The following is a 21706-nucleotide window of genomic DNA, read 5'->3' on the forward strand; positions in this document are numbered from 1 at the left end:
TTAGCCTGATTACAAATTAACTAACACGCGCTTGCCGCTGTTTTGGCGGGCTACCTTGCTGAATGCCCGCCCGATTCCCTTACTGAAACCGGCACCGATCTCGACATAGGCGAGGTCGGTGTTTTCAATAATGAGCTTGTGGGCCAGTTCGTCGTAGCTCCATTTCATGCCCGCCATTTTCTGGTCGGTAGAAGCGGTTTCTGTGGAATGGACGGTTTCGCCGGGGCTGGCGGCGTTTGTGCCTGCGATGATTTTCCAGAGAATAACCATCGCCAGAATGGCCGAAAAGGCCAGGAACTGGCGGTGGCTTTTGTGGTTTCGAAGCAGCGCGTCAATCGCCGAGGTTACAGTAGTAGAGGTTTTGAAGAGCATGGCTAACGGATTTAATTGCAATTGAAATTCAGGTTGTGCCGTCCGCAGGAAGCGGAAGCTATCCAGTGTGACAAATTTGCGCGCCGAATCGTTGAAATGCGTATCAAAAATGTCTGATCCGGATTTTTTATTATCTAAAACGTGCATTTCGAAACGTGAACCGTATCCGGCGGTTACCCCATTTTGGTGATAAACGCCTTGATATTGTCGCGGTAACCACGTGTCCATTTCACTTTTTCGCCCGTGGACAGGTGGATAATGTACTCGCCGTTGAAGTACGTTTCCAGCTCGGATATGAAATTCATATTCACGATGTTGGAGCGGCCGACGCGGATCATGACCGCCGGATCGAGGCGGCTTTCGAGGCTGCCCAGGCTTTCGTAAACCGTATAAACCTTCTTCTGCAAGGTGTAAACGGAAATGTAGTTTCCATCCGCCGAGAAATGCGTGATATCGTCCGTTTTGACCAGGTACATTTTCCCCGCTTCCTTCACGAGCAACCGTTGGAGGTAATTTTCTTCCTTATCCTTCTGTTCGCGAAGCAGGTTGTTCACCAGTTCTTCAATGCGCGGCTGCGACTTCTGGCTGAGCCGCTCTTTCAGCCTCCCCAGCGACTGGTGAAAGCGGATTTCGTCGAAAGGTTTGAGCAGATAATCGATTGCATTCACCTCGAATGCACGCAATGCATACTGGTCGAATGCGGTCGTGAACACGACAAATGGCTGATGGTGCGGCCACACCTCGCGCAGCACGGCGAATCCATCCAGCTCGGGCATCTGAATGTCCAGAAAAACGACGTCGGGCCGGTGCTGCAATATTTTTACCACCGCCTCCGAGCCGTTGGCAGCCTCGTCGGTGATTTCAATGGAATGGTCATGCTGTACAAATGTTCTGATTACGTCCCTCGCCAGCACTTCGTCGTCAATGATCAGGCAGCGGTATTTCATGATTTATCGGGGTTGTTTATGTTCATTGCGCCCCGTAGGGGCATCCTGTTTCTAGCACAAATGTCGAATCGCACCGTTTGTGCCCCGTAGGGGCATCCTGTTTCGCGCCGCAGGAGGCTCCTATGGAGCCGGTAAATTCAAGCAGGAATTCGTTGCTATAAACAGGTAGCCCCTCCGGGGCGGCGTTTGATATACTTATGTTATTTTAAATATTTCCACTCCTGCTTCCTCCATTGTCACCTTGTTCGATTCTACCTTCAAAATGCAACGTCACAGACGTTCCGCCCCCAACCGGCTGCTGAAATTCGAGCCGGGCTTTTGTGCCGTAGGCCTGTTGCAGCCTGAGCAATGTATTCTGCAAGCCGAGGCCCATCCCTTTGGTGGTTTTACGGGAGGCGGCACCCAGGCCGTTGTCGTACACCGTTACCTGCATACCCGCGGCACTTACATGGCTCGTGATACTGATGAGCGCGTTGGTGGTCATGTCCGAAATGCCGTGTGTGATCGAGTTTTCGACGATCGGTTGCAGGATCAGCTGGGGCACGGGGTAGAGTTCCGAGGCCGGGTCGATGTGGTATTCCACTTTCAGGCGGTCCTGAAAGCGGATCTGCTGGATGTCGAGGTATTGCCGGGTCAGTTTCAGTTCTTCCTGCAAGGGGATAAAATCGGCCGACTGGTTCACCAGCACTGCACGCAGCAAATCGCTGAGGGTGGTAATCATGAGCGTGGCTTTGCGGATGTCGTTTTTTACCATGAGGCTCACCACGCTGTGTAAGGTGTTGAAAAGAAAGTGCGGGTTGAGCTGCATTTTGAGCGATTGCAACTGCGCATTGGCCAGCTGGCCGCGAAGCTGCTCGTTGTGCAGCTCGCTTTCGAAATGCTGCTGTTTGAGCTGCTGGTAGCGGTAAATGTAGGATACCTTGTTGAAACCCACCACCAGCAACAGGTACTGCCCGAAACTGGCCGTGTAGGCAATGAAAAATGAAAACAGGTAGTTTTCCAGCGGTACCATACGGCCCACGGCGCGGTACATCAGCGGATTGGTGATGTAGAAATGCAGGACATTGATGAAAATATTCAGAAACGTGACAATGCACAAATGGAACAGGATCGGTTTGATGATCGACGAGCCGTCGCGCACCTTGAACGCCACCGGCACACGGATGGACGCGTACAGGACGAGCGGGGTGGTAGACCACCAGAACAGCCCGTCGAGCAGCCAGACGAACATCTCGTGCGGTTGCATAGCCACACCCATCTTTAATAGCCAAAGCATCATAAGCTGACCAAACGTTATCACGGCAAAAATGCCCCAGTAGCAGAAGGAATACCACCAGAACTGCCCGACCGTGAGCGGCAGCCCGGATTGTTCCAGCATACGTTTAATGCATGTCATTGATAGGATGGATAGATTACGAACCATAGAGGATTGTACAAATTTACGCTTTCTAAGGCGTAGGGTAACCGTTGTTTACACAGAGCGGACGAATGGTTATCCGAACAGCGGTTTTAGGCATTTGACCCGTTTTCGAACCCCGTAGCGTACAAATGTGTTTATTTTTAGAAATAATAGTAAAAATATTTTCTCCTAAATTTTGTTGTTTAATCGATTAAATCTACATTTGGTCACAATATTTCCTTATAAGAAGAATAAGTATAAAATATTAAAGACATCATATTTTATATTTCCTTGCTTTTCCAGGCAAGTCAGCAAGCCACCCATTACTGATACCATCATTTAACAACCTGACTAATACATTCGCGATCATCCAGATTGGTTTTGAAATAGCTTAATCGTTTAAAGAAAAACTGGTGTGCAGGACTCGTCCTGTGTGTGGTGCATGGAAGGAGCCAGCGTGTCCTTTCCGCGTTTAATCGGCGGATACATCGCCCTGTTAGTTTGCGTATATATATGATCGTTCGCCATTTCAGGCGTTCGTCAGGATATTTTTTTGCCTTACTATTCCTAGCCTTCGTGTCCGTGAGCGATTACGGTTTTCGTGTATGTGTTGCATAGCCATTCACCCTGAATTTGACCCATTAGATGTGATGAAGAAATGTTTTACAATGCTCGTGCTGCTGCTCATGCTGGGTTGCAGTGCGGTTTTTGCCCAAAACAGCCGGATCACCGGGACCGTCACCGGCGACAGCAAGGAAGTGCTGCCCGGCGTGAATGTCCTGGTTAGCGGCACGTCGCAGGGCACCGTTACCGACTCCGAGGGCAAGTATGCGCTCGAAGCTCCGGCCAAGGCGTCGCTCGTGTTTTCGTTTATTGGCTACACCAGCCAGACTGTGGCCGTAGGCACACGGTCGGTGATCGACATCCAGCTCGTGCAGGAATCCAAGAGCCTAACAGAAGTGGTAGTTACCGCACTGGGTATCAAGCGGGAAGCCAAAACGCTCGGGTACGCCACAGCCACCGTGAATGCAGACCAGATCTCCACCAACCGCACGCCCAACGTCGTGAGCTCTTTGCAGGGAAAAATGGCGGGTGTGAACATTTCGTCGCTATCCACCGGCCCGGGAGGCACGGCCAAAATCCGCATTCGCGGGCAGTCGTCGTTCAATGGGCAGAACAACCCGCTCATTGTCGTGAACGGTGTGCCGATCGATAATTCCAACTTCGCCGGCGGCGGTGACTATGGGCAGCGCTCGGCCAACAATTCCGACGGCGGCGACGGCTTGTCGAGCATTAACCCCGACGATATCGAGTCCATGACGGTGCTCAAAGGCGCCACCGCGGCAGCGCTTTACGGCTCCCGCGCGAAGGACGGGGTGGTGATGATCACCACCAAAACCCGCGGTACCGGGCAGGGGATCGGCGTGGATTATAACCTCAACTTCACCACCGATACGCCGTTGGATTTCACTGATTTTCAGTACGAATATGGCCAGGGAGAAGGCGGAAAACGCCCTACCACCGAAAATCCGACGTCGGGTGTGTGGAGCTTTGGAGAGAAATTCCAGCCGGGCATGACGCAGGTGCTGTTCGACAACGAAACATGGCCCTATGAGCCGGTGCGCGGCCGTGTGAAGAAATTCTATCGCACAGGCACGAACATGACCAACACCATCACCGTGTCCAATAATGGCCCCAATGGCGGTTTCAGCCTTTCGCTCGCGAATACCGACAACCGCGGCATTGTCGAAAACAATAAATTCAACCGCAAGGTGGTGAACCTGGGCTTCACGCAAAACATTTCCAAACGCCTCACAGCATTCGGAAACGTGAATTATTCCAAGGAAAAGAATGTGAACCCGCCGCAGATCGACGCCCAGGATTTTGCTACTTCCACGGTGATTTTTACATTGGCTAATTCCATGCCCTTCGAGGCATTGAAACAAAACCAGACACTGCCGAACGGCGATGAGTTCGTGTTTTCAAGGTTTCTGGTGCGGAATAACCCGTATTATTCGCTCAGCAAGCATTTCGAGAACATCACCCGCGACCGGCTTTTCGGCAATGTAGCGGTGAAGTACCAGTTTACCGACTGGCTCTACCTGCAACTCCGGGCGGCGCAGGATTTTTACGTCCGCAACCAGGACTACAACATTCCGAACGGCTATGCGCCCATTGCCAAAGCACCTGTGGGCTATGTAAACGGCTCATTTACACAGGATGTACGCCGCAACACCGAGCGTAACCTTGACTTTATTCTCGGCGGCAACCACACATTCGGCAACCTGGGCCTGGATGTGACCCTGGGTGGAAACCAGCGCTATGCCCGCATGGATTACAACAGTGTTACCGTGCAGGACTTCATTCAGCCCGGCTTGTACACGGTGATGAACGGACGCGTCAAAAACCCGCTTTATAACCTGTCCGAAAAGAAGATCAATTCGCTGTACGGAGCGGCTACTATTTCATGGAAAGAGTTCCTCTACCTGAACGTAACGGCCCGAAACGACTGGTTTTCAACCCTTGCGCCACAAAACCGCAGCATTCTGTATCCTTCGGTAACCGGTAGCTTCATCTTCTCCCAGGCATTCCCGAACCTCCCGGCCTGGATCACATTCGGCAAGTTGCGCGCGGCATATGCACAGGTGGGCTCGGATAACGTGAACCCTTACTCGAATGCATTGTATTACGCGGTGGATAACAATTCTTTCCCTAATCCATCGGGCCAGCTCGTGCCGGTGGGCGGCATTAATGCGTCCCTTGTCCCCAATAAGGACCTGCGTCCGCTGCGCATCAAGGAAGCCGAAGTAGGTCTGGAAATGAAGTTGTTCAACAATCTCCTGGGTTTTGATTTAACATACTACCACAAAACTACTGACGATCAGATACTTGCAGCGCAGATTTCCGACGCGTCGTCCTACACCGCGCAGCTCATCAATGTCGGCCGGAGCATGAACCAGGGCATCGAACTGCTGCTCACGGGGTCGCCGGTGAAAACGAAGGATTTCAGCTGGGATGTGAGTTTCAATGTGTCGTACAATAATTCGAAAGTGCTCAAACTCGGTCTGGCGGAGAAGGATACAGTCATTACCGCAGGTGGAGGTGGTGGCCGCACGCTTAATATGGTCGTAGGGAAGCCGCTGGGCCAGCTGTACACGTTCACGTACCTGCGTGACGCGCAGGGCCGGCAGGTGTTCGACAAAAACAGCGGTATGCCCATGCGGAACAACACCCTGATGAATGTCGGCAATGCATTGCCGCGGTATTTTGGAGGGATTACCAATACATTCAACTACAAGGGCATTACGCTCTCCGCGTTGATCGATTTCAAACTGGGGCACAAGATGATTGCCGGACGGAACATCAACTACATGCGTCACGGGCTCTCGAAACGCACGCTGCCCGGCCGCGCCGAAGGTTTTGTGATCGGTAACGGTGTGAATCCCGATGGCGAGGTGAACCAGACCAAAGCCGCCGTGCAGCCATTCTACGAATCGATCAACCCGCTGGGGATCAATGAGGATTTTGTATCGAATGCGGGTTTCTGGAAGCTGCGGCAGCTCACATTGGGCTACGACTTGGGCAAACTGCTGCCTGAAAAATCGTTTGTGAAAGGCCTTCGCCTGAGCGCCGTAGCGAACAATGTGCTGGTGATCAAAAAATGGACGGAAAACATGGACCCCGAGGAAGTGCTCAACTCTTCCGACAATGCCACCGGCCTCGATTTCTGGCCAGGCTTGCCGCCAACCCGCAGCATTGGTTTTAACCTCAATGTCAAATTCTAACCGCCGATCCCATGAAAGCAACTACGAAATATATCCTCGCGCTTTTGCTGTCGCTGACGCTCGTCACGGGCTGCGACGAAGGATTCGACGAGATCAATACCAATAAGGTCGACCCGACCTCGCTCGCGCCGTCGCTGATGCTCAACAAGGCCATCATCGCCACCACTTACCTAGACGGCGTATCGACGCTGGGTATGCTCTGCTACAACTTCGGCATTGTGCAACAGGTGATTACGCCCTATGGAAGCTCGCTTTCCGGCGGGAATTACAACCAGCTCAACAACTCCAACTCGCCGCTCGTGTGGGTTAATTTTTACAGGAACGTGATCAAACAGCTGGTGGCGGTTACCGAGCAAACGAAAGCCGACCCGATGAGCGCCAACATTTACCACGCGGCGCGCATCTGGAAAGCCTACGCGTTCATGATCCTGACCGATACTTATGGCGATATTCCCTATTTCGATGCGGGAAAAGGCTATATCAGCGAAGAGATCCGCCCGAAATACGATCCGCAGGAAGCCATCTACCGCGACATTCTCAAAGAGCTCGAAGAAGCTGCCGGAGCGCTCGACACCGCCCAGCCGCCGGTAACTACCGACATCCTTTACGGCGGCAATGTAGCCCGGTGGAAAAAACTCGGGTACTCGCTCATGCTGCGCGCCGGCATGCGCCTCACCAAGGTTGACTCCGACGGTGCCAAGAATTATGTGGCCAAAGCCGTCGCAGGCGGCGTTTTTGAAAGCAATGCGGATAACTCCATCATCCGCCACACGGCGATTTATAACAACTACATTGCCAATCACCTCGCGGCGCGTGAAAAGACCAATTTCTACCTCGCAGCGCCATTTGTGAATTATCTCAAAGAAAACAACGACCCCCGCCTGCCTGTGTTCGCGGTTCGGTATGTAGGCGCAAAGGGCGGCCCGGAACAGACCGCCGCACGCGCCTCATCCGATCCGAAAGTGCAGATCGGTATGCCTATGGGCTATAACGATGTGACGATCAACAGCGTACTGGCCGAAAACGGCGTGGTAAGCCTCTGGGATTTCACGCAGATCAACCTCACCACGGTGCTGAAACTCGATGCGCCCGAATTCCATATTACCTACGCACAAGTGCAGCTGCTCCTTGCGGAGGCGGCCGTCCGCGGCTGGGTACCGGGCACAGCGGCAGATTATTACGCCAAAGGCATCCGTGCAAACCTCGAACAAATGGCCCTCTACGACCCAAGCGCTGCGATTAAGGAAGATGCCATTCTCGCCTATCTGAAAGCACACCCGCTGGACGCTGCGAAAGCATTGGAGCAGATCAATACCCAATACTGGGTGGCGACTTTCCTCGATGGAAACGAGTCGTGGGCCAATTTCCGCCGAAGCGGCTTTCCGGCATTGAAGAAAAACCCTTATCCCGGCTCGGAGATCAAGGAAGATTTTATCCGCCGCATGCCTTACCCCGACAGCGAGATTGTGGTGAACCTCCAAAACGTGAACGACGCCAATGCCCGCCAGGGCCCCAACGATCTGAACACGAGAATATGGTGGGACAAAAAATAGTGTAAGTAAATCTTAAACCTTTAAACGTAAACAAATGAAAGAGAACGGAATGAGTCGTCGCGATACGATGCGGGCACTGGGGTTGAGCGGCTCCGCGGGCCTGCTGGGCCTGTTCGGAGGCATTCCCAATGCCCTCGCCGCCGACCGCGAAACACCTCAGTACGCCAAAGCGATGAAACCCGTGACGATCAAAAGCGTTCGAGCGATTGCCACGGCGCCGCAGGGTTCCAATCTCATCGTGGTGAAAGTCGAAACGTCGGAACCAGGCCTGTACGGGCTCGGCTGCGCCACATTCACGCAGCGCGCGGAAGTGGTGCTGGTGGCGATCAACACGTATCTCAACGAATTCTGTGCGGGTAAGGACGTCGATAACATCGAGGATATGTGGAATGCGGCCTACGTGAGCTCCTACTGGCGCAATGGCCCTGTGCTCAACAATGCATTGAGCGGTCTCGACCAGGCTTTGTGGGATATCAAGGGAAAACGTGCCGGAATGCCGCTTTACCAGCTGCTGGGCGGAAAATCGCGCTTCGCCGTGCCTTGCTACACGCATGCGAACGGCCGCACGCCCGAGGAGGTGGTTGAAAGCGTGAAAAAGATCCAGGAACAGGGCTACCGCTACATCCGCATTCAGCAGGGCGGTTACGGGGCGGTCGGCAGCACCACCAAAAAGCCCGATTTCAAGGAAGCGGGCTTCGGCGGGCCTACCGATAATTACATGGACGAGAATGCTTACCTCAAAGCTATTCCGATCCTCTTCGAAACCGTGCGGAAACAATGCGGCGATGAGGTGGAATTGCTGCACGACATTCACGAACGCGTGCAGCCGATGAATGCGATCAATATGATCAAAAAGCTGGAAGATTACCGTCCATTCTTCATCGAAGACCCGTTTTCTCCCGAAAATATGAAGTGGTTCAAACTCTTGCGCCAAAGCACTACCGTGCCGCTGGCTATGGGTGAGCTTTTCAACAACATCAACGAGTTCCTGGAACCGATGGTGAACCAATGGTTCGACTACATCCGCATCCACGTGTCACAAATCGGCGGCATTACGCCAGCCATGAAAGTGGCGCGGCTCGGCGAGTGGTTCAATGTGAGAACGGCCTGGCACGGCCCGGGCGACGTGTCGCCGGTAGGCCACTCGGCCCATGCGCATATCGACCTCACGGTGTGGAACTTCGGGATTCAGGAGGCGGTGCAGTTCAATGAGAAAACACTGGAAGTATTTTCGGGCTGTCCTACCATGAAAAACGGCTACATGTCGGTGAACGAAGTGCCGGGCATCGGCGTGGATATCAACGAGAAAGCCGCTGCCAAATTCCCGATTACCACGAAATCCAACTGGCAAGTAAGAAAATTTGACGGTACGCTAATACGTCCATGAAAAAAGCATCGCTCAAAGATATTGCACAACAAGCGGGCGTTTCCACGGCCCTGGTTTCCTACGTCCTCAACGGCAAAGAAAAGGAAACCAGGGTGGGAGAGGCCATCGCCCAAAAAATCAGGCAGATAGCCAAAGAACTGAACTATCAGCCTAATCATCTTGCCAAAAGCCTCAGAAGCGGCAAGACGCACACCATCGGGCTCATCATAGCCGATATTTCCAACCCGTTTTTCGCCAACATCGCCCGCGTTGTGGAGGACGAGGCCAAGCGCAACGGGTACACGGTCATCATCGGCAGCTGCGACGAGCACGCGGAAAAATCGTGGGATTTGCTGAATGTCCTCATCAACCGGCAGGTGGATGGCTTCATCATCGTGTCCTGCGAAGGCTCCGAAAACCAGGTGCATTATCTGAAAGAGCGTAACATTCCTTTTGTATTGCTGGACCGCCATTTCCCCGAAATCCAGACCGATTTCGTGGCTACGAACAATTACAAAGCCTCCTACGACGCGGGCGTGCACCTCATCCAAAGCGGCTACGAACGGATCGGCATCATGGCCTACAAGTCCAATATGTACCACATGGAAGAACGTGTGCGCGGGTACAAACACGCCCTACGCGACAACAACATCGAGTTCCGCGACGCCTGGCTGAAAGAAGTCCATTTCGAAACGATGGACAGCGAGGTAAGGACAGCTATCGACGAAGTACTGGCCTCCGACCAGCGTGTGCAAGCCATGATATTCGCCACTTACGGCCTGGCCATCAATGCATTGAAATATATCAATGAGCTGCGGTTAAAAGTACCGTCCGACCTGGCGATCGTCAGTTTCGGGCAGGCGGAGGTTTTCGACCTCTACTATTGCCCGATCACTTACGTGCGCCAGCCTCTTGAAATGCTGGGCAAAACGTCCGTCGAGTTTCTTCTGAAAAAACTGAAAAACCCGGAGGAGGGCATGAAGCAGATTTTAATGGAAGCCAAGCTTATCGCCCGTGAATCGTCAAAGGCGAAAACCGGCGCATTGGAAGGTTGATTTTTTGGTTTAAATGCTTAAACGTTTAATGCACAAGTGGTTATTATGCAACGAAGAAATTTTATTAAAACTGCCTTCCTGGGCACCACAGCGCTTGCGACCGGCTTTCCGTTTGCGGATTCCGGCGCGGCTTCGAAGATGAAGATTACGAAAATCCGGTACTATGCGGCGCCGGGTTATAACAAACCGCTCTTTAATCAGGCGCGGGGCATTGTGGAGATCGAAACCGATGGCGGCATTATCGGCATTGGCGAGGGAGGCTCGAAGGATATGATCGAACAATGCGCACAAATGATGATCGGCGAAGATCCGTTCCGCATCGAGCACATCTGGCAGAATGTCTACCGCGGTATGTTCTACCCGCCGGGCCGCGAAAAGCTGCATGCATTGGGCGCGCTCGAAATGGCGCTTTGGGACATTAAGGGTAAGGCATTGAATGTGCCGGTATACGAGCTGCTCGGTGGTGCTACGCGCGATTATGTGGAATGCTACGCGACGGGTTTCCGGGCATCGAAGGCCAAGACCGAGGAGGAGCGCGCCAGGGATTGCATCGAAGCCGGACTGCGCTCGTACCGCATTGGCCCCACAGGCGGCAACGGCGACCAGCCATTCGATTTTTATGAAAACGTCAAAAAAACGATCGATTTCTGCAAACGTATCGACGAGGCCGTTGGCGGAGGCGGGAAATGGGCCATTGACCTCCACACCCGGTTCGATATGACCGACGGCCTTAAGATCTGCAACGCGCTCGAATCCCTCGAACCGTATTTCGTGGAGGACATTATCCGCTCGGAAAACCCCTCGGTGTACAAAACGGTGCGCGCGATGACCAAAGTGCCCATTGCCGTGGGTGAGCAATTCGGCGACCGCTGGGACAGCAATGAGTTCATCGAAAACCGCTGGATCGACTACACCCGTTTCACATTGCCGAACACGGGCGGGATCAGCGAATTTAAAAAGCTGGCTTCGATGTGCGAAACGCATTATGTGGGCATGATACCGCATTTCACGGGGCCGTTGTCCACGGCTACATTGGTACACGTGCTCGGATCGAGCAGCCCGGCGCGGGCGCTGATGGAGCTGGGCGGCGGTGAGCCGGAGCGTCCTGCTTACTTCAATGAGGATTATATCAATTTCAAAAACGGCAAGCTGTATCTCAACGACGCGCCCGGACTGGGGGTAAAATTCGATCCGAAAAAGGCGACTTTCATCATGGAAGTGAAAGAAAAAACCAAGTTCCCGCACCCGATCCTGAAAAATCCGGACGGCTCAATCCACAACTGGTAATGTTATGAAAACCAACCCTAAATCTACCGCATTGTCCCGCCGCGCGGCCATCCAGTCGGTGCTCGGCATTGCCGCGACGGGCACCATGCTGCTGCCGAAATCTTCTTACGCCGCCGCGCCGACGCCGTTCCAGGCCTATGGCAAGGTGAAGATCACCAAACTGGAAACATTCCTGGTGAAGCCCCGCTGGATTTTTCTCAAAATCCACACCGACGCGGGCATTGTCGGCCTCGGTGAACCGTTGCTCGAAGGCCGCGCCCTGACCATCCAGACGGCCATTAAAGAAGTGGAGCCGTACCTCGTGGGCAAGGACCCGCGCGCGGTGGTGCACCATTGGCAGGCTATTTACCGCCACGCGTTCTACCGCGGCGGCCCCATTCTCACCAGCGCCCTGAGCGGCATCGATCAGGCATTGTGGGACATTAAGGGCAAGCTCCTGGGCGTACCTGTGCACGAGCTGCTCGGAGGGCCCACCCGCGACCGCGTCCGGATTTACGGGCGGGCATCCAATGCCGAGGACATGAAAAAGCGGAAGGCCGAGGGGTATACGATCATCAAAACCGGCGTGGCGAAAAAGAACCCGGCCAACATCGTGGAAAACCCGGCATTCATCAAATTCGCGTCCGACAATTTTGCTTCGCTGCGCGAGGCGGGCGGCCCGGAAATGGATATCGCCATCGACTTCCACGGCGCGGTGCCGCAGCAGACTTCCAAGGTGCTGATCAAAGAATTGGAACAGTACCAGCCGTTTTTTGTCGAGGAACCATGCCAGGCGCAGAATGTGGACACGCTGGTGGACATTGCCAGAGGCACGCACATTCCGATTGCCACAGGAGAGCGGATATTCACCAAATGGGGCTTCCGCGAAATCCTGGAAAAAGGCGCGGCCAGCATTATCCAGCCCGATTTGTGCCACGCCGGCGGCATTACCGAAGGGCGTATCATCGCCGGGATGGCCGAGGCCTACTACATTCCCATTGCCCCGCACAACCCGATGGGCCCCATTTCCCTCGCAACCGGTCTGCAACTGGCCGCCAGCGTGCCCAATTTCCTCGTGCAGGAGCAGGTGACGCTCGGTGAAGGTTATCTCAAAGAGCCATTCAAACTGCAAAAAGACGGCACGGTGATGGTACCCACCAAACCCGGCCTCGGCGTCGAACTCGATGAGGACGCATTGAAAGACAAAATAGGCCACGACTGGAAAAACCCTGAAAGCTATAACGCGCTGGACGGGTCGGTGGTGGACTGGTGATTTTTATTGTTTTATGTAAATCTATCTATTAAAATCCATGAGAAAACTATTCAGTTTATGCCTGGTCTTCCTGGGCCTGGGCGGCTCCGTGCTGGCCCAAAACGCCAGGATCACGGGAAAAGTGACCGATCAGGACAATGCAGCGCTCCCCGGTGTGAGCATCCTGATCAGCGGCAGCTCGCAGGGCACCGTTACCGATGGGGATGGCAATTACGTGATCAATGCGCCTGGCAGCGGCACTTTGGTATTTTCGTTTATCGGTTATGAAAGTCAAACGGTCGAGATCGGTAACCGATCGGTTATCGACATCAAATTGTCGCAGGGCTCCCGGAGCCTCGACGAGCTCGTGGTGGTGGGTTATGGTACGCAGCGGAAAACGGATGTGACGGGCGCATTATCCGTCGTGTCGACGCGTGAATTCTCCCAGCAGCCCATCACACGCCTCGACCAGGTGTTGCAGGGACGGGCAGCCGGCGTGCAGGTGACGCAATCCAACGGAGCGCCGGGCGGCGATTCCAAAGTGCGCGTGCGCGGCGCCAACTCGGTACTGGGCAACAACGACCCATTGTATGTGATCGACGGTTTTGTAGGGGCTAACTATAACCTGTTGAACCCCAATGACATCGAATCGCTCCAAGTACTGAAAGATGCGGCTTCGACTTCCATTTACGGTAGCCGCGGGGCCAATGGTGTGATCATTATCACCACCAAAAAAGGCAGCAAAGGCATTAAAGTAAGCTATGAGGGCCAGGGAAGCGTTTCGAACGTGATCAAACGGTTCGATATCCTGCCGGCCGGCGAATTTGCCGAAATCGTGAATGCACGGGCACTCGCTACCGGCTCCAATGCGCCGTTCACGCAGCAGCAGGTGGACGATTTCAAAAGAAACGGCGGCACCGACTGGCAGGACCTGGTGTACCGCAAAGGCAGTGGCCAGCAGCACCAGGTAACCGTTTCCGGTGCGAACGAGAAAACATCGTTCCTGATTTCGGGTAACTATGTGAATCAGAAGGGTATCGTGAACAACAGTGGTTTCAAACGCTACATTCTGAGGACCAATTTAAATACTCAGATCAACAAAAACCTGTCGCTTCGCCTGAACCTCTCCGGCGCCAAAACGGCCAACCATAACACCGATGGCGGCGGAGCGCTGATCGAGGCGCTGCAATGGGCACCCACCACGCCCGCATATGGCGCCGACGGCCAACCGACCTTTAACGACCCGACCGGCTCGGTGAGCCGAAGCCCGCTGGATCATTTGTACGACAAATCCATCGACACCGAGCGCATGAACATCAATGCCATCGGCGGACTCACTTACCAACTTCCGATCCAGGGCCTTTCGCTCGACCTGCAATATGCGATCAACTATCTCGACGCGCAGAACAAGAATTTCAACGGCAAGCGCCTTTCGAACAACAACCCGAATGCGACGCGCTACTCTTCCGACCAGGTGACTTTGCAGAATACCAATGCATTGAACTACAACCGCACCTTCGGTAACCATTCCATTACCGCAGTGGCCGTGCTGGAAACGCAGCAGTTTACCGATAAGAACTTTACCGCCACCGCCAATGGCCTGCGTTTCCCGCAGCTGGGCTACGACAACATTGGCGGTAACTCGGCCGCGACGGTCAATTCGGCATTCTCCAAATGGACATTGCTCTCGCTGCTCGGCCGTGTGAACTACGCATTCAAAGACAAATACCTGATCACCGCCGCCATTCGCCGCGATGGTTCCTCCAAATTTGCGAAGGACAACCGAAACAGCGTATTCCCGTCGGTAGCGGTAGGCTGGCGGCTTTCGGAGGAGGAGTTTATCAAAAATCTCAACGTTTTCTCGAACCTGAAACTTCGGGGGAGCTGGGGGAAAACCGGCAGCCAGGCTATCAGCCCCTATGCAACGCTCTCGCCTTACAACTCTACACAGGTGGGCTTCAACAACACAGCGGTAACGGCCGGTGTGATCCAGGGCAACCAGGGCAACCGGAATCTCAAATGGGAAACCACCACGCAAACCGACGTAGGTATCGAAATGGAATTCCTCAATGGCAGACTGCATGTGGAAGCGGATTATTTCAACAAACGCACCACCGACCTGCTGCTGAACGTGCAGCTGCCGAACTATGCCGGCGGCGGCACGCAGACGCGCAACGTGGGAGAGATCAAAAACACGGGATTTGAGTTCGCGATCGGCGGTACACCCATTGAAAAAGGCAAGTTTAGCTGGGAAACAAACCTGAACATTTCTACCCTCAAAAACGAGGTGGTAAGCCTGGGCGGCCTGCCGCGGCTTGGAACAGGAACGGGCGCGGGCGGTGGTATGTCTATCACCAACGAATTTATGCTCATGCCCGGCCAGTCGCTCGGTTCTTACTGGGGATTGAAATACCTGGGCACATTTAAACCGGACGAAGCCGATATCGCTGCCAAGCAGGGACGCGTGCCTGGCGACCCGCATTATGAGGATGTGAATGGCGACAATGCGATCACCACCGACGACTTCCAGATCGTAGGCCGGGCGTTCCCGCGCATGACGGGCGGTTGGAATAACACCTTCACTTATGGCGGCTTAACGCTCAATGTGTTCTTCCAAGGTGCTTTCGGAGTGGATAAACTGAACTATACCCGTGCCGGCGCCATGTCGGGCTCGGGCGAGGCGAGGCAGTTCCTGCTGACGGAAATCCGCGACTACTACCGGCCGGGCAATGAGGATTCGGACATTCCTGCATTCACCAAAACGTACCAGCCATTCACACAATCGAGCCGGTTTGTCGAAAACGGAAGTTTTGTGCGGTTGAAAAACGTCAGTCTGGCTTACACGGTGCCATCTGTTTTCAAAGACAAGGCGAACATCCGCATCTTCGCCAGCGCGACCAACCTGCTCACGATCACCAAATACACCGGCCCGGACCCCGAAACAAGCAACGTAGGTTCCAGCACGGACACCGCAATCGGCATCGACCGCGGCTCCTACCCGAATGCGAAGGTGTATACGCTGGGGCTGACGTTGGGATTTTAGGGGCGGGAGGCTGTAAGCATTAAGCATTAAGCTTTAAGCTATAAGCTATAAGCTGTAAGCCATTATGCTCAGAATATTCTGGTAATCCAGTGTTTTATTGAAAATAAAAAAAATATAAACTCCGCTGTGGCGATACGCAACCAGCTTAAAGCTTAGAGCTTACAGCCAATAGCCTCACAGCAAACAACTTCTACAATGAAAAAAACAACCATACTTCTTCTAACCAGCCTGCTCTTCACCGGCGCTGGTTGCAGCGATTACCTTGACGAGGATACGAGAGGGCTTTTGTACGGGCCGAATGTGCTTTCCACGCAGGACGGTCTTGAATCGGCATTGACGGGAGCGTATAAGGGGCTGGGCAACCAGTGGTCCTATGGATTTCTGCACCCGTCGGCCAATGCAGCCGTGCTGGGCGCCGACGACGTTACCACGCACCCGGCGAGCAACAAGGCCGACTGGCGCGAGTTCGATCAGTTCAATGTGTCGACGACCAACCAGCGTTCCAATGCCGTTTACAATGGTTGCTATAAAGCCATTCAGGGAGCGAACAATGTGATCAACAACTGGGAAAAAACGCAGGGTACCAAAGCTACGATCGACATTATCATGGGCGAAGCGCATTTCATCCGCGCATTTTCCTACTACTGGCTCACGCGGTTCTGGGGGAACATCCCACTCGTTCTCGCAGGAGAGTATTCGGATGAGTTGTTGACGGTCAAAAAATCGACGCCGCAGGAAGTGTACGACCTCATTGTGGCCGACCTCAAAATTGCCGAAACCAACCTTCCCAACGCGAAGCGTGATCCGGGACGGCCCAACAAAGGTGCCGCGAAGGCTTTCCTGGCCGATGTGTACCTGACGATGGCAGGCTGGCCTTTGAAACAAACCGACAAATACGACCTCGCCGCCGCGAAAGCGAAAGAGGTGATCGACAATGCGTCGGCTTATGGTTTCGAGCTGCTGCCCACGTTCGCGGCCGTTTTCGACAACGATCCGGCGTCGCCGGGCACCCGCGAGGCGGTGTTCCAGATCAGCGGCTACCTGGGCGGCTCAGGCACGGCCAATGCGACTTACGGCAACACCACCATGCCCGGTGAGGAAGGCGGCTGGGACGATATGTTCGCCGAGCTGAACTTCTTCCGCGATTTCCCCGCAGGACCGCGCAAAGACGCTACCTTCCGCACGGAATTCGGCCTCGGCGCGACCAAAATCCCCTGGCAGAACAGCCTTACCAAGCATCCGTATTATCAGAAATGGTATATCAAGGGCAATATCGTGACGTCGAGCATTTCGCTGCCGTCGGTAATGATGCGTTATCCGCACGTGCTCACGATTTACGCGGAGGCCAAAGCACGCGGCACCGGCGGCCCCGACCAGGCAGCCTACGATGCGCTCAACAAAGTGCGCCTGCGCGGTTGGGCGGCAGGTACCAAGGCACTCGCTCCGGCAGATGGCCTCACGGCTGCGCAGTTTGCCGATGAAGTGGTGCAGGAGCGCGCGTGGGAATTTGCCTGCGAACGTACCCGCTGGTTCGATCTCGTGCGGTTGGAGAGGGTTGAGGAAGCCAATGCGAAGAAAAGCGCCGACGATTTGCAGCCGATCAAACCGATCGTTAAAGCCAATTACTGGTTCCCGCTGCCATACACCGACACGTCCATTAACCCGAATCTGAATCAGTAACGATCGGGAATTATTGGAATACCAATTCCCGACGACGACCATGCGAACCCTATGACGACCCGTTTTTCTTTTGCTGTTTCCCTGCTTTTGTCCGCTGCGCTGAGCACGCCGGTATGCGCGTTCCAGGAAGGTCTCCGCGATGCGGACTGGCCCGTATACGGCGGTAACAATGCCGGAAACCGGTATTCTTCGCTCACCCAGGTGAATAAGGAGAATGTCAAAAAGCTCCAACCGGCCTGGACCTACGACACCGGCGAAAACAACAAGCCCGGCGAACGCGGCATGGACATCCAATGCCAGCCGATCGTGATCGACGGCATTATGTACGGCACAACGCCCCGGCTGAAAGTTTTCGCCATCGAGGCAGCCACGGGCAGGGAGCTCTGGAAGTTTGATCCGTTCGAAGGCAAGCGGCCCCGTTTCCATCCGATGCGCGGCGTGGTGTACTGGGCCGAAGGGAAGGATAAACGAATCCTGTTCACGGCAGGGCCGTCATTGTTCGCATTGAATGCCGAAACGGGTAAGCTGGTTGAAACATTTGGTAAAAACGGCGAAGTAGATTTTCACGACGGGCTGGGTGACAAAGAGACTTACGGCTACGATCCTTACCAGTTCAATATCCGTAACACCACGCCCGGCGTGATCTACAAAAACCTGCTCATCACCGGCTCGTCGGTGTCCGAGGGCGGCGATGCGCTGCCCGGGCATATCCGCGCATTCGACGTCCGTACGGGCAAGGTGGCGTGGGTGTTCAGGACCATCCCACTGCCCGGCGAGTATGGCTATGATACCTGGTCGAAGGATTCTTACAAAAAACTGGGCGGTGCCAATTGCTGGGCGGGAATGGTGATCGACGAGAAGCGTGGAATGGTGTTCCTAGGAACAGGCTCGCCGTCTGTCGACTTCTATGGCGGGCCCAGAAAGGGCATTAACCTGTTCGCGAATTGCGTGATTGCCCTCGATGCCCGGTCCGGCAGGCGTGTATGGCATTACCAGACGGTCCACCACGACCTTTGGGACAGGGACATTCCTTGTCCGCCGAACCTGATCCGCGTCCGGAGGAACGGCAGGATGGTCGACGCGGTAGCGCAGGCGACGAAGGACGGCTACATTTTCATATTCGACCGCGACACGGGCAAGCCTCTGTTTCCGGTGAAAGAAGTGCCCGTTCCCAATGCCAAAGCCCTGCCCGGCGATCAGCCCTGGCCCACCCAGCCGGTACCGGTAAAACCGGCGCCATTTGCCAACCAGACATTAACCGAAGCCGACATCACCACCCGCACGCCCGAGGCGCACGCCTATGTGCTCGACCGGTTCCGTAACAGCAACAAAGGTCCCAAAAACCAGCCCCCCGACACGCTGGGCGGATTGCTCTACGGCATCGGTGGAGGCGCGGAATGGGGTGGTACGGCGGCCGATCCGCAGGGTGTGGTGTATGTAAATGGTAATAATATGCTCTGGTGGCTGAAAATGCGCGATTCAAGGAAGAGCGATGGCAAGCAGGGGCAGGCGCTGTCGCGCGGGCAGGTTTTGTTCAATACCAACTGCGCGGCCTGCCATGCTACCGAAGCAGGAACGGCCTCGGCGGCTACACAGGCTTACCCGGTGCTGAAAGACATCGGTCAGCGGATGAACCGGGAACAGATTGCCGCATTGCTGGAAACGGGGCGGGGGAGGATGCCTTCTTTTCAGCATATATCGAAAGAAGACCGTGCCGCGATTGTCGATTTTCTGCTGAAAGTGGAAAACAAACCGGCAGCGAACGACATTCATGCACAAACACAGACGGGCATGGCCAAAACCAATGCTGTATTCCCGCACCAGCCGCCTTACATCAACAATGGCAATGTACAATTCCGGGATCAGGACAATTATCCGGCTATTAAGCCACCCTGGGGCACATTGAATGCCATCGACATGAACACGGGCGAGTACCGTTGGAAAGTTACGCTTGGGGAATATCCCGAGCTCACGCGGCAGGGCGTTCCGCCTACCGGCACCGAAAACCACGGCGGTCCGCTTGTAACGGCCGGCGGGCTGCTCTTTATCGCAGCCACCTACGACGAAAAGCTCAGGGCCTTCGATACCGAAACGGGCAAGGTGGTTTGGGAATACAAATTGCCCGCGGGCGGTTTCGCGACGCCCGTCACGTACATGGTGAATGGAAAGCAATATATTGCAATCGCGGCCGGCGGTACGCGGTACGGACTGAAACCCGGAGGAAGCTACATTGCATTTGCACTTCCGTAGGCGGTCAGTGCCGCAGTGCAGTTTGGGCGCGGAGGCTGCGGGCATGGAGATTTTAGCCGGGTGTACCCCAAAGCTGATACCTAACAAAACGAGATCAAATGAAAAAACACCTGCTGAGCTGTGACTGGGGAACATCGTCGTTCCGGTTGAGGCTGGTTAATGTGACGGATCATGAAGTGGTAGGCGAGGTGACCACGCCGAGCGGAATCGGGGCCGTGTACAATGCCTGGAAAGAGGCCTGCGAAACGGAGCCTGTTTCCCGCAATGCCTATTACCGAACGGTTATTTCAACGCAGATCACTGCACTGCAAGCGCAAACGGGCATCGACCCGACGGGCGTCCCGATTGTACTTTCGGGCATGGCGTCGTCGTCCATCGGCATGGAAGAACTGCCGTATGCACGGCTGCCGTTTGCATTGGAAGGCAGCCATTTGGTGGTGCACCAGGATGAGGAATGGCCGGCATTTCCGCACGCTATCACGCTGATTTCGGGCGTGCGCGGCGACCACGACGTCATGCGCGGCGAAGAAACGCAACTGATCGGCCTCGCGGCGGCAATGGACTTTTCGGCGCGCGATGCCGTATTCGTTTTTCCCGGCACGCACTCCAAGCATATGTACGTGCGCGACGGTGTTCTGATTGATTTCAAGACCTTTATGACCGGTGAGGTGTTCAACCTGATGGCCAACCAAAGCATTCTGAAAGATTCGATAGACCACTACCGCCAGCCGGATTTCAACGCCGAGGCGGCCGACGCTTTCCGTGAAGGCATACGCGAATCGGGATCGGGGAATATTTTAAATGCATTATTTACAGTAAGAACCAACCAGCTTTTTGATTTATTAAACAAAAGGCAAAACGGAATGTACCTGAGCGGCCTGCTGATCGGCTATGAGCTCCGCAGCCTTTTGAAAGAAACGAATGCACACCTGGTGCTTTGCGGCGGCAACAATTTGTACCACCTTTACAAAGCGGCGATCGAGACGCTGGGCATGGCCGGAAGGGCAACCATCATCCCGTCGGAAATCGTCGACCGCGCAGCAACCACCGGCCACATCCGGATTTTTGAGAACCAACATTTAACATTGAATAAAACAGATTTATGAGTGACCGTACATTTTCCTGGGAGTTGTTCAATAAGGCGCCGCTGGTAGGCATTATCCGCAATGTGTCGCCGGACGATGTGAAGCGCATCCTGCCTATTTACCGGGAAGCCGGACTAACGACCGTCGAAATCACGATGAACACCCCCGGCGCGACGGACCTGATCCGCTATGCGATTGAAAATGAATATGAAGGGTTAAATATCGGCGCAGGAACGGTTTGCACCAAAGACGACCTCGACCAGGCGCTCGACGCCGGCGCACAATTTATCGTAACCCCTGTGCTGAGCAAAAAAGTGGTAAAAAGCTGTGTCAAAAAAGGCATTCCGGTGTTTCCCGGCGCCTATACACCCACTGAAATCTTCAATGCATGGACGCTGGGCGCTTCCATGGTAAAAATTTATCCGGCCACGGCGCTCGGGCCAGGCTACATCAAAGACCTCAAAGCGCCGATGAACCAGCTGAAATTGCTGCCTACCGGGGGCGTAAGCCTCGAAAATATGACGGCCTTCCTCGCCGCCGGCGCCAATGGGCTGGGTATCGGCGGACAGCTGTTCGATAAGAAACTGATCGATGCCAAAGACTGGGACGGCCTCCAAGCACATTTCCTTCAATTTGCACAAAAACTCGCTTGA

Annotated in this window: 14 protein-coding genes; 11 read left to right on the plus strand and 3 right to left on the minus strand. The window is 54.4% G+C overall.

Annotation, left to right across the window (positions count from 1 at the left end):
- Positions 1-9: 9 nt before the first annotated feature.
- The 3 genes from DFER_RS04940 to DFER_RS04950 all read right to left on the minus strand — a co-directional run bounded on the left by DFER_RS04940 (position 10) and on the right by DFER_RS04950 (position 2697).
- Positions 10-372, minus strand: coding sequence for a hypothetical protein (locus tag DFER_RS04940; protein WP_143828671.1), 363 nt, complete (start codon positions 370-372; stop codon positions 10-12).
- Positions 373-545: 173 nt separating this feature from the next.
- On the minus strand, positions 546-1319 hold the full coding sequence (locus DFER_RS04945) for a LytR/AlgR family response regulator transcription factor (RefSeq protein ID WP_015810507.1): 774 nt from the start codon (positions 1317-1319) through the stop codon (positions 546-548).
- Between the two features lie 205 nt (positions 1320-1524).
- Entirely contained in the window at positions 1525-2697 is a 1173-nt protein-coding gene (locus DFER_RS04950) for a sensor histidine kinase (RefSeq protein WP_015810508.1), read from the minus strand.
- A 671-nt stretch (positions 2698-3368) separates the two neighbouring features.
- On the opposite strand from DFER_RS04950, the gene DFER_RS04955 reads away from it, so the two are divergent.
- The 11 genes from DFER_RS04955 to DFER_RS05005 all read left to right on the plus strand — a co-directional run bounded on the left by DFER_RS04955 (position 3369) and on the right by DFER_RS05005 (position 21706).
- On the plus strand, positions 3369-6503 hold the full coding sequence (locus DFER_RS04955) for a SusC/RagA family TonB-linked outer membrane protein (protein WP_041734753.1): 3135 nt from the start codon (positions 3369-3371) through the stop codon (positions 6501-6503).
- A gap of 11 nt (positions 6504-6514) precedes the next feature.
- Positions 6515-8056 carry a SusD/RagB family nutrient-binding outer membrane lipoprotein gene (locus tag DFER_RS04960; RefSeq protein WP_015810510.1) on the plus strand — a complete coding sequence of 514 codons (1542 nt, stop codon included), beginning with the start codon at positions 6515-6517 and terminating at the stop codon, positions 8054-8056.
- Positions 8057-8090: 34 nt separating this feature from the next.
- On the plus strand, positions 8091-9443 hold the full coding sequence (locus DFER_RS04965; RefSeq protein ID WP_015810511.1) for an enolase C-terminal domain-like protein: 1353 nt from the start codon (positions 8091-8093) through the stop codon (positions 9441-9443).
- Entirely contained in the window at positions 9440-10477 is a 1038-nt protein-coding gene (locus DFER_RS04970) for a LacI family DNA-binding transcriptional regulator (protein ID WP_015810512.1), read from the plus strand. Before DFER_RS04965 ends, DFER_RS04970 begins: the two co-directional genes overlap by 4 nt.
- A 45-nt stretch (positions 10478-10522) precedes the next feature.
- Positions 10523-11764, plus strand: a complete 1242-nt coding sequence (locus DFER_RS04975; protein WP_015810513.1) for a mandelate racemase/muconate lactonizing enzyme family protein — start codon at positions 10523-10525, stop codon at positions 11762-11764.
- A gap of 4 nt (positions 11765-11768) precedes the next feature.
- On the plus strand, positions 11769-13016 hold the full coding sequence (gene dgoD / locus DFER_RS04980; RefSeq protein WP_015810514.1) for a galactonate dehydratase: 1248 nt from the start codon (positions 11769-11771) through the stop codon (positions 13014-13016).
- A gap of 37 nt (positions 13017-13053) precedes the next feature.
- A complete protein-coding gene (locus DFER_RS04985) occupies positions 13054-16038 on the plus strand; it encodes a SusC/RagA family TonB-linked outer membrane protein (protein WP_015810515.1) in 2985 nt (994 codons plus the stop codon).
- A gap of 195 nt (positions 16039-16233) precedes the next feature.
- Positions 16234-17718 (plus strand): RagB/SusD family nutrient uptake outer membrane protein, encoded by a 1485-nt coding sequence (locus tag DFER_RS04990; RefSeq protein WP_015810516.1) that lies wholly within the window; start codon positions 16234-16236, stop codon positions 17716-17718.
- A 51-nt stretch (positions 17719-17769) separates the two neighbouring features.
- The gene (locus DFER_RS04995; protein WP_015810517.1) at positions 17770-19968 is read left to right on the plus strand and encodes an outer membrane protein assembly factor BamB family protein; all 2199 of its coding nucleotides are present in this window, start codon (positions 17770-17772) and stop codon (positions 19966-19968) included.
- 98 nt (positions 19969-20066) lie between these two features.
- Positions 20067-21074, plus strand: coding sequence for a 2-dehydro-3-deoxygalactonokinase (locus tag DFER_RS05000; RefSeq protein ID WP_015810518.1), 1008 nt, complete (start codon positions 20067-20069; stop codon positions 21072-21074).
- A complete protein-coding gene (locus DFER_RS05005) occupies positions 21071-21706 on the plus strand; it encodes a bifunctional 4-hydroxy-2-oxoglutarate aldolase/2-dehydro-3-deoxy-phosphogluconate aldolase (protein WP_015810519.1) in 636 nt (211 codons plus the stop codon). The genes DFER_RS05000 and DFER_RS05005 overlap by 4 nt, the downstream gene beginning before the upstream one ends.

It is taken from the genome of Dyadobacter fermentans DSM 18053, from assembly GCF_000023125.1.
In the GTDB taxonomy this organism is placed as follows: domain Bacteria; phylum Bacteroidota; class Bacteroidia; order Cytophagales; family Spirosomataceae; genus Dyadobacter; species Dyadobacter fermentans.

Coding starts and splice junctions, on each gene's coding strand:
- dgoD (WP_015810514.1), top strand. CDS start 11,769: ATGAAAACCAACCCTAAATCTACCGCATTGTCCCGCCGCGCGGCCATC.
- DFER_RS05005 (WP_015810519.1), top strand. CDS start 21,071: ATGAGTGACCGTACATTTTCCTGGGAGTTGTTCAATAAGGCGCCGCTG.
- DFER_RS04970 (WP_015810512.1), top strand. CDS start 9,440: ATGAAAAAAGCATCGCTCAAAGATATTGCACAACAAGCGGGCGTTTCC.
- DFER_RS04945 (WP_015810507.1), bottom strand. CDS start 1,319: ATGAAATACCGCTGCCTGATCATTGACGACGAAGTGCTGGCGAGGGAC.
- DFER_RS04960 (WP_015810510.1), top strand. CDS start 6,515: ATGAAAGCAACTACGAAATATATCCTCGCGCTTTTGCTGTCGCTGACG.
- DFER_RS04940 (WP_143828671.1), bottom strand. CDS start 372: ATGCTCTTCAAAACCTCTACTACTGTAACCTCGGCGATTGACGCGCTG.
- DFER_RS04950 (WP_015810508.1), bottom strand. CDS start 2,697: ATGCTGGAACAATCCGGGCTGCCGCTCACGGTCGGGCAGTTCTGGTGG.
- DFER_RS04995 (WP_015810517.1), top strand. CDS start 17,770: ATGACGACCCGTTTTTCTTTTGCTGTTTCCCTGCTTTTGTCCGCTGCG.
- DFER_RS04965 (WP_015810511.1), top strand. CDS start 8,091: ATGAAAGAGAACGGAATGAGTCGTCGCGATACGATGCGGGCACTGGGG.
- DFER_RS04955 (WP_041734753.1), top strand. CDS start 3,369: ATGAAGAAATGTTTTACAATGCTCGTGCTGCTGCTCATGCTGGGTTGC.
- DFER_RS04985 (WP_015810515.1), top strand. CDS start 13,054: ATGAGAAAACTATTCAGTTTATGCCTGGTCTTCCTGGGCCTGGGCGGC.
- DFER_RS04975 (WP_015810513.1), top strand. CDS start 10,523: ATGCAACGAAGAAATTTTATTAAAACTGCCTTCCTGGGCACCACAGCG.
- DFER_RS04990 (WP_015810516.1), top strand. CDS start 16,234: ATGAAAAAAACAACCATACTTCTTCTAACCAGCCTGCTCTTCACCGGC.
- DFER_RS05000 (WP_015810518.1), top strand. CDS start 20,067: ATGAAAAAACACCTGCTGAGCTGTGACTGGGGAACATCGTCGTTCCGG.